The organism is Clostridium subterminale, assembly GCF_039521425.1.
Taxonomy (GTDB): domain Bacteria; phylum Bacillota; class Clostridia; order Clostridiales; family Clostridiaceae; genus Clostridium_J; species Clostridium_J subterminale.
This window is the reverse complement of record NZ_BAAACI010000002.1, coordinates 205,769-220,513: the sequence shown is the minus strand read 5'-3', so window position 1 is coordinate 220,513 and position 14,745 is coordinate 205,769. Positions and strand designations below refer to the sequence as shown.

17 protein-coding genes are annotated in these 14,745 nt (G+C 30.8%); 16 read left to right on the top strand and 1 reads right to left on the bottom strand.

Annotation, left to right across the window (positions count from 1 at the left end):
- Nucleotides 1-14 precede the first annotated feature (14 nt).
- From prfA to upp, 6 genes are read left to right on the top strand one after another with little or no spacing between them, the layout of a single operon-like run.
- A complete protein-coding gene (gene prfA, locus ABDZ93_RS06940; RefSeq protein WP_343824950.1) occupies nucleotides 15-1,091 on the top strand; it encodes a peptide chain release factor 1 in 1,077 nt (358 codons plus the stop codon).
- A 32-nt stretch (nucleotides 1,092-1,123) separates the two neighbouring features.
- Nucleotides 1,124-1,708 carry a hypothetical protein gene (locus tag ABDZ93_RS06935; protein ID WP_343824948.1) on the top strand — a complete coding sequence of 195 codons (585 nt, stop codon included), beginning with the start codon at nucleotides 1,124-1,126 and terminating at the stop codon, nucleotides 1,706-1,708.
- A 45-nt stretch (nucleotides 1,709-1,753) separates the two neighbouring features.
- Entirely contained in the window at nucleotides 1,754-2,500 is a 747-nt protein-coding gene (locus tag ABDZ93_RS06930; RefSeq protein WP_343824946.1) for a ZIP family metal transporter, read from the top strand.
- Between the two features lie 28 nt (nucleotides 2,501-2,528).
- Complete coding sequence (locus tag ABDZ93_RS06925) at nucleotides 2,529-3,578, top strand: L-threonylcarbamoyladenylate synthase (protein ID WP_343824944.1); 1,050 nt, start codon at nucleotides 2,529-2,531, stop codon at nucleotides 3,576-3,578.
- Nucleotides 3,579-3,592: 14 nt separating this feature from the next.
- A complete protein-coding gene (rpiB, locus tag ABDZ93_RS06920; protein WP_343824942.1) occupies nucleotides 3,593-4,042 on the top strand; it encodes a ribose 5-phosphate isomerase B in 450 nt (149 codons plus the stop codon).
- 21 nt (nucleotides 4,043-4,063) lie between these two features.
- Nucleotides 4,064-4,693, top strand: a complete 630-nt coding sequence (gene upp, locus ABDZ93_RS06915) for a uracil phosphoribosyltransferase (RefSeq protein WP_343824941.1) — start codon at nucleotides 4,064-4,066, stop codon at nucleotides 4,691-4,693.
- A gap of 172 nt (nucleotides 4,694-4,865) precedes the next feature.
- Here the strand turns inward: upp and ABDZ93_RS06910 are convergent, their stop codons facing one another.
- Nucleotides 4,866-5,414, bottom strand: coding sequence for an NADH peroxidase (locus ABDZ93_RS06910; RefSeq protein WP_343824939.1), 549 nt, complete (start codon nucleotides 5,412-5,414; stop codon nucleotides 4,866-4,868).
- Nucleotides 5,415-6,335: 921 nt separating this feature from the next.
- On the opposite strand from ABDZ93_RS06910, the gene ABDZ93_RS06905 reads away from it, so the two are divergent.
- The 10 genes from ABDZ93_RS06905 (at nucleotide 6,336) to ABDZ93_RS06860 (ending at nucleotide 14,739) form a co-directional block, all read left to right on the top strand.
- Nucleotides 6,336-6,710: an ATP synthase subunit I gene (locus tag ABDZ93_RS06905; RefSeq protein WP_343824937.1), complete on the top strand. Its 375-nt coding sequence runs from the start codon at nucleotides 6,336-6,338 to the stop codon at nucleotides 6,708-6,710.
- A 4-nt stretch (nucleotides 6,711-6,714) separates the two neighbouring features.
- Nucleotides 6,715-7,395 carry a F0F1 ATP synthase subunit A gene (locus tag ABDZ93_RS06900; protein WP_343824935.1) on the top strand — a complete coding sequence of 227 codons (681 nt, stop codon included), beginning with the start codon at nucleotides 6,715-6,717 and terminating at the stop codon, nucleotides 7,393-7,395.
- A 96-nt stretch (nucleotides 7,396-7,491) separates the two neighbouring features.
- The gene (gene atpE, locus ABDZ93_RS06895; protein ID WP_035135390.1) at nucleotides 7,492-7,740 is read left to right on the top strand and encodes an ATP synthase F0 subunit C; all 249 of its coding nucleotides are present in this window, start codon (nucleotides 7,492-7,494) and stop codon (nucleotides 7,738-7,740) included.
- Nucleotides 7,741-7,876: 136 nt separating this feature from the next.
- Complete coding sequence (locus ABDZ93_RS06890; protein ID WP_343824932.1) at nucleotides 7,877-8,356, top strand: F0F1 ATP synthase subunit B; 480 nt, start codon at nucleotides 7,877-7,879, stop codon at nucleotides 8,354-8,356.
- A 2-nt stretch (nucleotides 8,357-8,358) separates the two neighbouring features.
- A complete protein-coding gene (locus ABDZ93_RS06885; RefSeq protein WP_343824930.1) occupies nucleotides 8,359-9,405 on the top strand; it encodes a F0F1 ATP synthase subunit delta in 1,047 nt (348 codons plus the stop codon).
- A 35-nt stretch (nucleotides 9,406-9,440) separates the two neighbouring features.
- Entirely contained in the window at nucleotides 9,441-10,955 is a 1,515-nt protein-coding gene (gene atpA / locus ABDZ93_RS06880; protein ID WP_343824928.1) for a F0F1 ATP synthase subunit alpha, read from the top strand.
- Between the two features lie 32 nt (nucleotides 10,956-10,987).
- Nucleotides 10,988-11,851, top strand: a complete 864-nt coding sequence (atpG, locus tag ABDZ93_RS06875) for an ATP synthase F1 subunit gamma (RefSeq protein WP_343824926.1) — start codon at nucleotides 10,988-10,990, stop codon at nucleotides 11,849-11,851.
- Nucleotides 11,852-12,085: 234 nt separating this feature from the next.
- Nucleotides 12,086-13,477: a F0F1 ATP synthase subunit beta gene (gene atpD, locus ABDZ93_RS06870; protein ID WP_343824924.1), complete on the top strand. Its 1,392-nt coding sequence runs from the start codon at nucleotides 12,086-12,088 to the stop codon at nucleotides 13,475-13,477.
- Between the two features lie 23 nt (nucleotides 13,478-13,500).
- Nucleotides 13,501-13,767 carry a F0F1 ATP synthase subunit epsilon gene (locus ABDZ93_RS06865; protein WP_343824923.1) on the top strand — a complete coding sequence of 89 codons (267 nt, stop codon included), beginning with the start codon at nucleotides 13,501-13,503 and terminating at the stop codon, nucleotides 13,765-13,767.
- A 267-nt stretch (nucleotides 13,768-14,034) separates the two neighbouring features.
- A complete protein-coding gene (locus ABDZ93_RS06860; RefSeq protein WP_343824921.1) occupies nucleotides 14,035-14,739 on the top strand; it encodes a hypothetical protein in 705 nt (234 codons plus the stop codon).
- The last annotated feature ends 6 nt before the right edge of the window (nucleotides 14,740-14,745 follow it).

The following is a 14,745-nucleotide window of genomic DNA, read 5'->3' as shown; positions in this document are numbered from 1 at the left end:
GAGAGTGTTAATATATGTTAGAGAGATTAGATTTTTTAGAGAACAAATATGATGAATTATCAAATAAAATTAGTGATCCTAGTATTATGGCTAACCAAAAGGAGTGGCAAAAGCTTTGTAAAGAGCATGCAGAGTTAGAGATAATAGTAGGAAAGTATAGAGAGTACAGAGATGCTGAAAATGCATTAGTTGAAAATAAAGAAATGCTAAATGAAGAATCAGATAGAGAAATGAGAGAGATGATTCAAGAAGATATAAAGACATTAACGGAGCAATGTGAGCGTGCTAAGGAAGAAATAAGAATATTATTGCTACCTAAAGACCCTAATGATGATAAAAACGTATTTATAGAAATAAGAGGTGGAGCTGGCGGAGATGAAGCAGCTTTATTTGCAGCCAATTTATTTAGAATGTATACAAGATATGCAGAGCGTAACAGATGGAAAGTAGAAATAATGAGTGCTAATGAAACTGATATCGGTGGATTTAAAGAAGTAGTATTCATGGTTAAAGGTGATAAGGCTTATAGTAAATTAAAATATGAAAGTGGAGTGCATAGAGTTCAAAGGGTACCTGACACGGAATCAAGTGGTAGAATCCATACATCTACAGCCACTGTTGCAGTACTTCCAGAAGTTGAAGAAGTAGATATCGACATAAATATGAATGATATAAAAATAGACGTATTTAGAGCTTCAGGAAATGGTGGACAGTGCGTTAATACAACAGATTCAGCAGTAAGAATGACTCACTTACCAACAGGACTTGTAGTTTCATGCCAAGATGAAAAATCACAGCTTAAAAACAAGGAAAAGGCTATGAAAATATTAAGAGCTAGACTATATGAAGCAGCAGAAGCAGAAAGAGCTAAAGGAATTGCTGATGACAGAAAGAGTCAAGTTGGAACTGGAGATAGAAGTGAACGAATTAGAACTTATAACTATCCTCAAGGAAGGGTTTCAGATCATAGAATAGGATTAACTCTTTATAAGCTTGAAGCTTTCCTAGATGGAGATATAGATGAAATGTTAGATGGTTTAATAACTACTGACCAAGCTGAAAAAATGAAGGCAATGGGAAATGGTATTTAGGTGTTAAATTTTGTAAGGTGGAGGATTACTTGATGGATATAGATAAAGTCCTAAAGAAGCAAAGAAAATCTTACAAAAGGTTTATGCTATCTATGGGCTTTATTTTTATAATATTGCCTATAGTATTGCTTATAGCTAAACAAATAAATATATTCTTTATAATATATCTTTGTGTTATTGAAAGTTTAATATTATTTTCTGTGCTTATGAGATACAATGAGGAATATTTAAAGTTTCAATTATATGAGGATAAAATACTAATATCTATTTTAGGTGGTAGGATAAAATATAAGATTCACTATAGCAAGGTAGCAATTATTCATACAATACCTCAAGAAAGGTACTTTGATATATTGATAATAACAAAGTCTAAGTTTAGAAATAAGAGGTTGAGGCTTGTTACAGATAAAGTGATAGAGAGATTCCAAGGTATAGGCAAATATTATATTAAAGTAAAAATGCCTAATGATGGTGATTACTATTACTTTGTAGTAAAAAGAGGTGGGGTAAAGAAATATATCCTATTAGATCTTCTTTTTAAGTATTGTGTAACTGCAGTTTTTACTGAAAATTCTATAGTAAATATAAAAGAATATAGAAAACAGAATAAAACATAGGATTTATAAATATATTTTACTATCAATAATTTTCAAGGAGGAATTATGAATAGTACTATATTTATAATAGGAATTTTTTCTGCTGTAGTATCTTTAATTGGAACTATGGTTGGTGCATTAATTGGGGTATCCTTAAAAAATCCTACTGAAAAGTTATTAGGAATCTTATTAGCGGTTGCCACAGGTATAATTATATCTATAATTTTCTTAGAACTTATACCAGAATCAATTGACAAAATAGGCTTTATTAGAAGTCTCATAATTATAATTATTGGGATAATAGTTATATATTTTATAGATTGTTTAATTAAAGTAAGTAGCCACAGTAATGATAAAAATCCAAGCATGATAAATCATACAAAGGTTGCAATATTAATGGCTTTAGGGCTAATGATGCACAACTTTCCAGAAGGTATTATAATGGGTTTTGGATTTATTAAAGGTTCAGGATTAGGGATAAAGATGAGTGTATTAATATCTATTCATGATATACCAGAAGGAATTGCCATGGCTACGCCATTAATAGCTGCCGGTAAGAAGCCATCTAAAATTTTATGGTATAGTTTTTTAGTAGCATTTCCAACTGTTATAGGAGCTTGGATAGGGATGTTAATAAATTCTATATCATCTGCATTTTTAGGTTATAGCATTGCATTTGCCAGTGGAATTATGCTTTATGTAGCTTTTGGGCAGATGCTTCCAGAAAGTAATGAATTGCATAGTAGTTATACAAATGCAATGTGGATTATATTTGGAATCATATTTGGGTTTGTAATGATAAATTTATTTTAATGGATTGTTGAAGTGGGTGTTAATAGGTATGAAAACAAAAGTTGTGATGTTAAGTGAGAAAACTCCAGATGAAAATGTAATAAAGGAAGCAGGAAAAGTTATAAAAGATGGTGGACTTGTAGCTTTCCCTACTGAAACTGTATATGGATTAGGTGCTAATGCACTAGATAGTGAAGCAGTAGCTAAAATTTTTATGGCTAAGGGCAGGCCGCAGGATAATCCTCTAATAATTCATGTAGGTGATCATAATATAGAGCCATATGTTAAAAATATACCAACTGTAGCAAGAAGAATAATAGAAGAGTTTTGGCCGGGACCTATAACTATAATACTTGAGAAGACTGAGTTAGTTCCAGAGGTTACTAGCGCAAAATTATCTACTGTAGGAATTAGAATGCCACAAAACAACATTGCTATAAGTTTGATAAAAGCCTCTGGAGTACCTATAGCAGCACCTTCAGCTAATATATCTGGTAGACCTAGTCCTACAGATATGAAAAGTTGTGTTGAAGATTTAGATGGAAAGGTAGACTATATATTAGGAGGTGAAAATAGTATTGTAGGCGTAGAATCAACTATAGTAGATTGTACAGTTTCTCCTATATGTATATTAAGACCTGGAGCTATAACTTTAGAGATGTTAAGGGAAATAGATAATCAGGTTTATATTGATCCATCTATATTATCAAAACCTACAGAAGATTTTAAACCTAAGGCACCGGGGATGAAATATAGACATTATGCACCTAAGGCTCCAGTGAAGATAGTAGATGGTGATATAGATAAAGTTGTTGCAAAAATTAATGAAATAGTATTAAATTATATTGAACAAAATAAAAAGGTTGGAATTATTGCAACTGATGAAACAAAATCTCTATACAATAAAGGGGCTGTTGTTTCAATTGGATCAAGATGTGATATAGAAGATGTAGGTAAAAATTTATTTAGAGTTTTAAGAAGTTTTGATAGTTTAGATATTGATATAATTCTTTGTGAAGCTTTTGAAGAGAGTGGAGTAGGTACTGCTGTAATGAATAGACTTAAAAAAAGTGCAGGCTTTAACATATTAAAAATATAATTGGAGGGAAAAGTATGAAGATAGCAATAGGTAGTGATCATGGTGGTTTAAGATTGAAAAAAGAAGTAATTAAACACTTAGAGAAAAAGAACATAGAAGTAAAGGATTATGGTACATACACAGAAGATTCTTGTGATTATCCAGAGTTTGCTGAAAAAGTGGCTGAAGCAGTAGTGGCTAAAGAGTATGATTATGGAATTTTAATATGTGGTACAGGAATTGGAATAAGTATATCTGCTAATAAAATACCAGGAATAAGAGCAGCACTATGTAGTGATACCTTTAGTGCACATGCAACTAGAGAACATAATAATGCCAATATATTAGCAATGGGAGAAAGGGTTGTAGGGACAGGACTTGCTTTAGATATAGTTGATGCATTTCTTGGTTCAACCTTTGAAGGTGGAAGACACGAGAATAGGGTTAACAAGATAATGGAAATAGAAAAAAAATATAATAAATAATATTAGGAGGATAAGGAACATATGAGTAAAGTTACACAAATTGACCATCCATTAATACTACATAAATTAGCATTCATGAGAGATGTAAATACGGGGTCTAAGGATTTTAGAGAATTAGTAGAGGAAGTTGCTATGCTTATGGCTTATGAAGTTACTAGAGATATGCAACTAGAAGAAGTTGAAATTGAAACTCCTATAGGAATTACAAAATGCAAAGTTCTTGCAGGAAAGAAAATGGCAATAGTACCTATATTAAGAGCAGGGCTTGGAATGGTTGATGGAATGCTTAAGCTTATACCAGCAGCTAAAGTTGGACATATAGGTATGTATAGAGATGAGGAAACTTTAATGCCAGTAGAATACTTCTGTAAGTTACCTCAGGATATAGAAGATAGAGATATTATAGTAACTGACCCAATGCTTGCAACTGGAGGATCAGCTATAGATGCTATAAATGCGCTTAAGAAAAGAGGAGCTAAAAATATAAGACTTATGTGTCTTGTTGGTGCTCCAGAAGGAATAAAAGCTGTCATGGAAGCACATCCAGATGTAGACATATATTTAGCTTCAATAGATGAAAAATTAAATGAACATGGATATATTGTTCCAGGATTAGGTGATGCTGGAGATCGTTTATTCGGAACTAAATAGTATATTATTTGATTTGTAACATAACCCTGATTAGATTTAGATACCTAGTCAGGGTATTTTCTATGAAAGACATTATTATGAATATATTAGATTGTATATGAAAAAAGAGCCCTAGCTAATGCTAGAGCTCTATATAATTTAGGCAAATTCCATTATACTGGGGGAATGGGGGTTATTTACCAAAATATCTTTGTAATAAACCGTTAAAAGCAGCACCGTGTCTAGCTTCATCTTTACACATTTCATGAACTGTGTCATGGATTGCATCTAAGTTTAATTTTTTAGCTAATGTAGCAAGGTCTTTTTTACCTTGGCAAGCACCATGCTCAGCATCAACTCTCATTTGTAAATTAGTTTTTGTATCTGCTACAACTACTTCTCCTAATAATTCAGCAAATTTAGCTGCGTGCTCAGCTTCTTCAAAAGCTATTCTTTTATAAGCTTCAGCTACCTCAGGGTATCCTTCTCTGTCTGCTTGACGACTCATTGCTAAGTACATTCCAACTTCTGTACATTCTCCAGTAAAGTTAGCTCTTAATCCTTCGATTACTTCTTGATCAACTTCTGCTGCAATTCCAATTCTATGCTCATCAGCCCAAGTAAGGTTTCCTTCTGATTTTTCTATAAATTTATCAGCACCTGCCTTACATACTGGACAAAATTCTGGAGCTGAATCTCCCTCGTGAATATAACCACAAACTGTACATACAAATTTTTTCATAAATATTTCCTCCTTAAATCTTCTTATTATATTAATTTTTGTTTTAATTTTTCTTGCTGTATTTATCTTATGAACTTATTATATACTATTAAATAATAATTATCAAGAGAAAATTATTATTTTTTATTATTTTTTTTAAGTAATAAAAAATACTATAAAATTATTATATTACTTAATAAAATTAAAGTCATGGTATGTACAGTATTTTAATATAAAGTTCAAACTTTTCTAAGGCATAGGAATTATTAATATATATTTAAGGTATGTTATTGGATAAAAAATACTTAGTAATAAAAATGAAAGATATATGATACATGTAACTTAAAAGTTTTTAATTAAATTAGGTATAGAAAAGATAGGAATAAGATACACTAAAAACAATTATAGAAGAATAAATATAGAAAATTTATTATGTAATAGTGCTTATATAGGGTTATATATCTTTAATTAGTTAGAATTTTGAATGGATTAATATTCATTTAATCAATATTGAGTAATGTTGTACTAACTAGCTAATTTTGTTATAATTATAATGAATAAAAATTTGTATATTATGAATATACATTTATACATTTTGTGGATAAAAATTGTATTTAAAGGGCTTTAGTAGAATTATTATCATCTACTAAGGCTTATTTTGCTAAGAACTCTTTTAATTAAGAAGAAAATTGATATTTTAAATTCTTTTGACTCCTTATTGTAAATTTTCAGTTTTGACAGACAAATGAATAAAAGTTTTTCAACTTACTCCTTTTATTGTAAAACCTCAAAAAATGTAGTAAAGCAGAGATAACTTGTACTATTATTGAATATCTATCTGTTTAGGAGTAATTTGACCTAATTCGGTGAAAATTTAGGTTTTAGAAGATTTCACTGTAGATGTATAATATCATATATGCAAAAGCGAGGTGGTCCAATTTAATGAATAAAGAATGCTTAGATATTATTAAGATTGTTGGTTTATTTGATTCTATCATAGGAATTATAGTTTCATTAATTTTAATGTTCTTTTTCAGCTGGATATCATGGTTTTTTTTATTGGGTATAGTTTGTAGTTTGGTGAATTTTATTATTAATTCATTTACAACTGAGACTATTATAATGAAGGATAAGAGATTTAAAGCCCTATTAATATTATTGTCTTATACAGTTAGAATTGGACTTGTATGTGGAATATCTCTCGCTATCATTAAAGAAAGTGAGGTGAGCTTTTTTATTTTTATTGCAGGATATACGGCTCAGCTATTAGCTGTGTTATGCTATGGATTTAGCTTAAAGAGCCAGGAAGGAGTGTGATGTTATGGAGGAGATGGCACCTTTGTTTGCACTTAATCTATTTGGGTATGAATATCAAGTTACGTCTGCATTATTTATCCAATGGGTAGTCATTGCAATTGCATTGGTTTTATCTATTCTATATAGTAGAAAAGTTAAAAGAGTTCCAGGGAAGATACAAAGTGTTGTAGAAATGGGAATAGAATTTTTATCTAACGTAGTTAAAGACAATATGGGGCCAGGGGCAAGTGCCTTTATTCCTTACATTGGATCCTTAGGAATTTATTTATTTTTATTAAATATGGTAGGGCTATTTGGAATAAAACCGCCTACTTCAGATTACAGTGTAACTTTGGGAATTGCACTTACAACTTTTTTTGTGATTCAGGGGTATACTATAAAGAAGCTAGGACTTTCGGGTTATTTCAAAGGATATGCATCTCCTGTGCCATTATTGTTACCAATAAATATAATGGAGAGATTTATGCTTCCAATATCATTAAGTCTGAGACTTTTTGGAAATATATTTGCGGCAACAATGATCATGGAACTTTTGTATGGTGCTCTTACAGGAATAAACTTTATTGCTGCAATAGGTTTACCGATACCGTTCCATTTCTATTTTGATATATTTGATGGGACTATACAAATGATTATTTTTGTAATGTTAACAATGATTAATATTAAAATCACAGCGGAACACTAAAGTTTAAAATTTAATTTTATCTAAATACTAGTATAAATAATTAAGATTTAATTATTATAAGTATATATAATATTTACGTTTAAGGAGGAATTACAAATGGATTCAGCAGCTTTTATAGCAGGTATGTCAGCATTAGGAGCAGGTATAGCAGCTCTTGCAGTTATAGGTGGAGGATTAGGAACAGGAAATGCTACTGGTAAAGCAGTAGAAAGTATAGCTAAACAACCAGAAGCGAGCAGTAAAATAATGAGTGCTTTAATAGTAGGGGGAGCTCTATCAGAAGCTACAGCTATATATGGATTTTTACTTGGATTATTATTAATATTATTCGGAGTAAAAGGCTAATATCTTAGTAAAAAATATTGAGAAGGAGGGTGAGATTCCATATCTTAATTAATTAATATTTTTAATAGTATCAGGCATTAAGCTTGTTTAAATTTTATTATATTAATAATTAATGAAATAGGATGGAATGAATTTTATGAATATTGATTTAGGTATTATAATACCATCAACCATCAATTTCTTTATATTTTATTTAATACTAAGAAAGTTTGTATTTAATAAAACTTTGGCAGTTATCAATTCTAGAAAAGAAGAAGTAGAAAGTGCTTTTAAAAAGGCTAGAGATGAAGAAGAAAGAGCAGAATTATTAAAGCAAAAATACGATGAAGATGTTGTAAAATATAGAAATGATGGCTTGAAATTAGTAGAGAGTTATAAGCAAAAGGCTGATAAGATCTATGCTGAGGTAATTGAAGATTCACAAAGAGAAGCAGTTAACGTAAAAGAACGAGCTGCTAAGGAAATCAAAAGAGAAAGAGAAAAGGCTAGTAAAGAGATTAAACAAGAGATTATAGACCTATCAATGAAACTTGCAGAGAAGACTTTAGAGAAAGAAATCGATGAAGAAAATCATAGAGAATTAATTGATAAGTTTATAACTAAGGTAGGTATTTAAAAATGTATGAATTTTTAGATAGGAGATATGCTCTAGCACTTTATGAAACGTGTAAAGAAGCAGGTAATGTAGAAACTGTTTTAGAAGAATTAGGTGAAATAGTTGAGGAACTAGATAATAATGAAGGACTTAAAAAAATTATTAGAAATCCTCAAATTAATAAGCATAATAAAAAGAGAATATTTGAAGAGTTATTTAAGGGTAAGATAGAGGATGAACTTTTAAGTTTTTTACTATTACTTATAGATAAGGGAAGAATTCTATATTTAAAAGAAAAGTATGTTCAATTTAAAATAATTTACCTTAAAAATAATAATACTGTTGTAGCTAAAATTAAGTCTGTAATTCCATTAAATGATACAGAGAGAGAAGCTATCAAAAATAAATTAGAAAAACACTATGAAAAGAACATAATAATAGAAGAAGAAATAGATAGAACTCTCATAGGTGGATTACTCATCAATGTAGGAGATGAGACAATTGATGGAACTATTAAGACTAAACTTATGGACCTTAAGAATATATCAGAAGGTAATGTAAGTAGATATAACTTTAATGAGCTTAATAAACAATTATTAGCAGATGTTATAACAAACAAACCTCTAAATGAAGAGGAACTAAAAAAAATAAGAGGCTGGTTAATGGAATTTTATGATAGGGAAATCATTATAGATAACATAGTAGATGAGTCCTATAAGGATGGTATTAAAGTTATCATAGGTGAAGATGTAACTACAAAAGCTACAATTGATGAGATAGTTAATAGTGAGGGAACTAAGATAAAAAGAGTAAGGCCAGAAGATTGTATTATAGATTTAGAGGAAAAGGGTAAGATACTTAATGCTACAGTTAGAACGGTAATTCCGCTAACTGAAAAAGAAAGAATTAAGTTAATAGAGGGACTCGAAAGGTTCTATGATAGGAAAATAGTAATCCATGAAGAGATAGACGATAGTATAGTTGGTGGAGTATTAGTTAAAATAGGAAATGATATTACTGATGGAACATTAAAAAGTAAGCTTAGATATGTTACAAATGACATGGAGTAGAAGCTTTAAATCGTGGTAAGAATAGAGGTGGAATCATGCATATTAAACCAGGTGAGATAACGTCTATTATAAAAAGAGAATTAGATAGATATGAAAGTCATATTAACACTATAGATTCTGGAACCATCATTCAAATTGGAGATGGTATAGCTAGAATTTATGGATTAGATAATTGTTTAGGAGGTGAGCTACTAGAGTTCCCTAATAATGTATATGGAATTGCCCTAAACTTAGAGCAAGATAACGTTGGATGTGTATTATTAGGTTCCGAAGAAGGGATAAGAGAAGGAGATATAGTAAAAAGAACAGGTAGAGTTGTAGAAGTACCTGTTGGAGAAGCTCTTGTAGGAAGAGTTGTAGATTCTCTAGGAAATCCTATCGATGGTGACGGAGCGATAGTAGCTTCAGAGTATAGGGCTGTAGAAATAGAAGCTCCAGGGGTTATAGAAAGACAATCAGTAAAAAGTCCTATGCAAACAGGAATTAAAGCTATAGATTCTATGATTCCAATTGGAAAAGGTCAAAGAGAGCTAATTGTAGGAGATAGACAGACAGGTAAAAGTGCAATAGCTATAGATGCTATCATAAACCAAAAGGGTAAGAATGTAACTTGTGTTTATGTAGCTATAGGTCAAAAGCAATCAACTGTTGCTAATATAGTTAATACACTAAAAGCAGAAGGTGCTATGGACTATACAATAGTTGTAGCTGCAACAGCATCACAATCTGCATCACTTCAATATTTAGCACCTTTTGCTGGATGTTCAATGGCTGAATATTTCATGTATAAAGGTGGAGACGCTCTTATAGTATATGATGATTTGTCTAAGCATGCTGTTGCTTATAGAACCATGTCATTATTACTTCGTAGACCACCAGGAAGAGAAGCTTATCCAGGAGATGTATTCTATCTTCACTCAAGACTTTTAGAAAGAGCTGCAAAGCTTTCTGACAGCTTAGGAGGAGGATCATTAACTGCCCTTCCTATAATAGAAACTTTAGCAGGAGATGTTACAGCATATATCCCTACAAACGTAATATCAATAACAGATGGTCAAATTTTCTTAGAAGCTGACTTATTCCATGCAGGTCAAAGGCCGGCAGTAAATGCTGGTATTTCAGTATCTAGGGTTGGAGGAAATGCGCAAATTAAAGCTATGAAGCAAGTATCATCAACTCTTAGAATAGAGCTTGCACAATATAGAGAGCTTGTAAACTTTACTCAATTCGGGTCAGATTTAGATAAGGAAACAGTTAAGAGACTTGAAAAAGGTAAGAGACTTATAGAGATATTAAAGCAAGAGCAATATGCTCCTATGGATGTAGAGAAGCAGGTAATAATAATATACTGTGGAGTAAATGATTTCTTAAGTGACGTTCCAGTTCATAAGATTAAAGCTTTTGAGAAGGAATTCTTAGAATATATATATACTCATCATAGAGATATTCCGAATGCTATAAAAGAGAAAAAAGAATTAGATTCAGAAATAAAAGAAAAACTTAATATGGCCATAGCTGAATTTAAAAAGGTATTTTTGGCTGGAATTTAGAGATATCACCTAAATTTTTAGGAGGTGACAATATGGGCGTTGCAGGATTAGTTATTTTAAAAAAGAGAATAAAATCCATAGAGAATACGAAAAAGCTTACTAAGGCTATGGCTTTAGTAGCAACATCTAAGCTAAAAAAGGTAAGAGTATCCTTATATACAAATGACACATATTTTAGAAACTATAAAGAAATTATGAATGAAATAATTCCGTCACTACCAAAGGAAAATAGATATATGCAATCTAATGGAAGTGAAAAGAAATTAATTATAGTTATAACTTCAGATATGGGGATGTGTGGTGCCTATAATAATAATGTTATAGATAAGCTTGAAGAAATAACTAAAGGCCATGAAGAAGATTATTTAATAGCAGTTATTGGTGAAAAAGGTAAAAGCTTAGTTAAAAGACATAGACTTAAAACATTAGATGAGTATAATCAAACTATTTCTGATGTACCTACATCTAGTGAAGCTAAGAGTATCTTTGAATATAGCTTCAATATGTTTAGAGAAGAAAAAGTCGGAGAGGTAATTATACTTTATACTTGGTTTAAAAATCCTATAGTAAAGGAACCTAAAGAATATAGATTACTACCTCTTGCTTTTGAAGAAAGTGAACAAGACCATATTGGTGAAGATGAATTTGATATAGAAGGGAATAAGGAAGAGCTTATAGAGTCAATAGTTCCATCCTATTGTAATGCAATGATACTTAATGCAATGATAAATTCTAAGGCTTCAGAGCAGGGAAATAGAATGGAAACAATGAATAGTGCGACTCAAAATGCAGACGACTTAATAGCTTCTTTAAGGTTAAGGTATAATAGGGTTAGACAAGGTGCTATTACTCAAGAAATTTCTGAAATTATTGGCGGAGCACAAGCACAAAGCTAATAAGTTATTATATATAACCTAAATAATTTATCTGATGTCTAGCTACTGTAACACTTCTGGCTTTTATTAAGATGGAAGTGTTACAGTGATTAGACCCTAGATAAGTTCAACTAAGCTTCAGAGGGCGATCAAACTCCATCTAAAAGCTTAGTTTCACTTGATATTATAAAAAGTATAGATAGGAGGAGTTACATTTAACTTGTATTGTAACATAGTTATATGTAGCAGATTAATATGGCACAACGTATTGGTAAGGTAGTTCAAATTATTGGACCAGTAATAGATATAAAATTTGATACAGATTCATTGCCTAACATTTATAATGCTATCCAAATAAAGATGGATGGTAGAGTTATAGTTGCTGAAGTTGAACAACATATAGGAGATGATATAGTTAGAACTATATCTATGGAGTCAACAGATGGACTTAAACGTGGAGTTAAGGCTGTAGATACAGGAAGACCTATAGAAGTACCTGTAGGAGAACAGGTACTTGGAAGACTATTTAATGTATTAGGTCAACCTAAAGATGAAAAGGGTCCTCTTGAAACTAGTAAATATTATACAATTCATAGACCAGCTCCAAGTTTTGCAGAACAATCTGTGGAACCTGAGATGTTTGAAACTGGTATAAAAGTAATAGACTTAATAGCACCATATCAAAAGGGTGGAAAGATAGGACTTTTCGGTGGTGCCGGAGTTGGTAAGACTGTACTTATACAGGAATTGATTAACAATATAGCTAAAGAACATGGTGGATTATCAGTATTTACTGGTGTAGGAGAACGTACAAGAGAAGGAAATGACTTATACAATGAAATGGTAGAGTCAGGTGTTATTAATAAAACTGCATTAGTATTTGGTCAAATGAATGAATCTCCAGGAGCTAGAATGAGGGTTGCACTTACTGGACTTACTATGTCTGAATACTTCAGAGATCAAGGTCAAGATGTATTATTATTTATAGATAATATATTTAGATTTACTCAGGCTGGTTCAGAGGTTTCTGCATTATTAGGTAGAATACCAAGTGCTGTAGGATACCAACCAACTTTAGCAACAGAGATGGGTGCATTACAAGAACGTATAACATCTACTAACAGTGGTTCAATTACTTCTGTTCAAGCAGTATATGTTCCTGCCGATGACCTTACAGACCCAGCACCAGCTACTACATTTACTCACCTTGATGCTACTACAGTTTTATCTAGATCTATAGTAGAACTTGGAATATATCCAGCTGTTGATCCTCTAGAATCAAGTTCAAGAGTACTAGACCCTAGAATTGTTGGAGAAGAACATTATGAAATAGCTACTCAAGTAAAATATATTCTTGAAAGATATAAAGAACTTCAAGATATTATAGCTATATTAGGTGTAGATGAATTATCAGATGAAGATAAAGTTCTTGTTAATAGAGCAAGAAGAGTTCAAAGATTCTTATCTCAACCTTTTACAGTAGGAGAGCAATTCACTGGATTTAAGGGTAAATATGTTCCTATAAAAGAAACGATAAGAGGATTCAAGGAAATATTAGAGGGTAAATATGATAATTTACCAGAGTCAGCATTCTTGTTTGCAGGAACAATAGATGATGTTATAGAGAAGGCTAAGGCTTTGGGCTAATACTATTTTGGATGTGATAAAATATGAAAAAGGTCTTTAAGCTTACAATAATTACTCCGGTGAGTGAGTTTTTTAAAGGAGATGCAGTTTCTTTAAACTGCGAAACCACAGAAGGAAGGTTAGGAATTCTTCCAGACCATTCTGCTATAATTGCAGGACTTGTACCAACAATAACTACCTTTGAAGATGCTGATGGAAAGAAGTACAAAGTTAATACTTCTGATGGAATCTTAAAGGTGAGAAAGAATAATGTTAGTATACTTTGTACTATAGCACAATGGGTAGAATAAGTTTTCGGTACCATATATTTCAAATATTTATATAAACTAAAAGGAGCATATTAAATGATTAATAAAGTCATTTAATATGCTCCTTTTTATTTTCTACATTTTGTTAAAATAATTTTTTTTCATGAACACATTTTTAATATTACTATATATTATTAGTATAAATAAAAATATAACTTTATTACATTATATGTAAGTATGAATAAAAAAAGTAAAATAGTTAATCATTTAATATAAGTGGATTTATTCTTATATTAAGGTGGTATATATATGAAGTTATATAGTAAGTTATTAATTATGATCATGTTCACATTAAGCATACTAACTATAAGGGATGAAACCTTTTATGGAAAGAGTAAAGAGGATATGTTTAGTGGAATTTTAAATAGTGTAAATGCTTCTACCGAGGAATATGTAGTGGAGGGTAGGTTTTATAGTCAAGAAAGTAAAGAAAATATATATGAAACTATAACTGCTAATATAGAAAAGACTATGGGACAAGTTTACCAAGAGGTTAATAATGACTTAAGTTTTAAAATAGATTATAACCATGGAGAATATGATGGAAGAATTTCAATAGCTGATTATGGTGAAGGGTATGACGTTGTACTAAGAATTTCAATTTGCAAACCTAATTTAGATATTGATGAAGAAAAAACTGTAAAAAACAAAATTAAAGAAATTTTATCCCCAATTAGTAGTAGGGTGGAATACTCACTATACGTAAAAAGTAAAATCTTAAACGGCACAATAGATGAAACAAGAGATGTGATTTTAAAGCAATTAAATTTAAATAAAGCACAAAATATTGATGAAGTAGAAATAAGTAATGGATATAGTATTATAAGCAATACAAATTTATATGATAAAGAGATAATACTAGGTGAGGAGATAGATTTTAACTGTGCTATAGTTAGATATTCCTCAGGGTGCTATTTAATAATGGGGACACCTGTAATCAGGATAACATACTAAAAAATA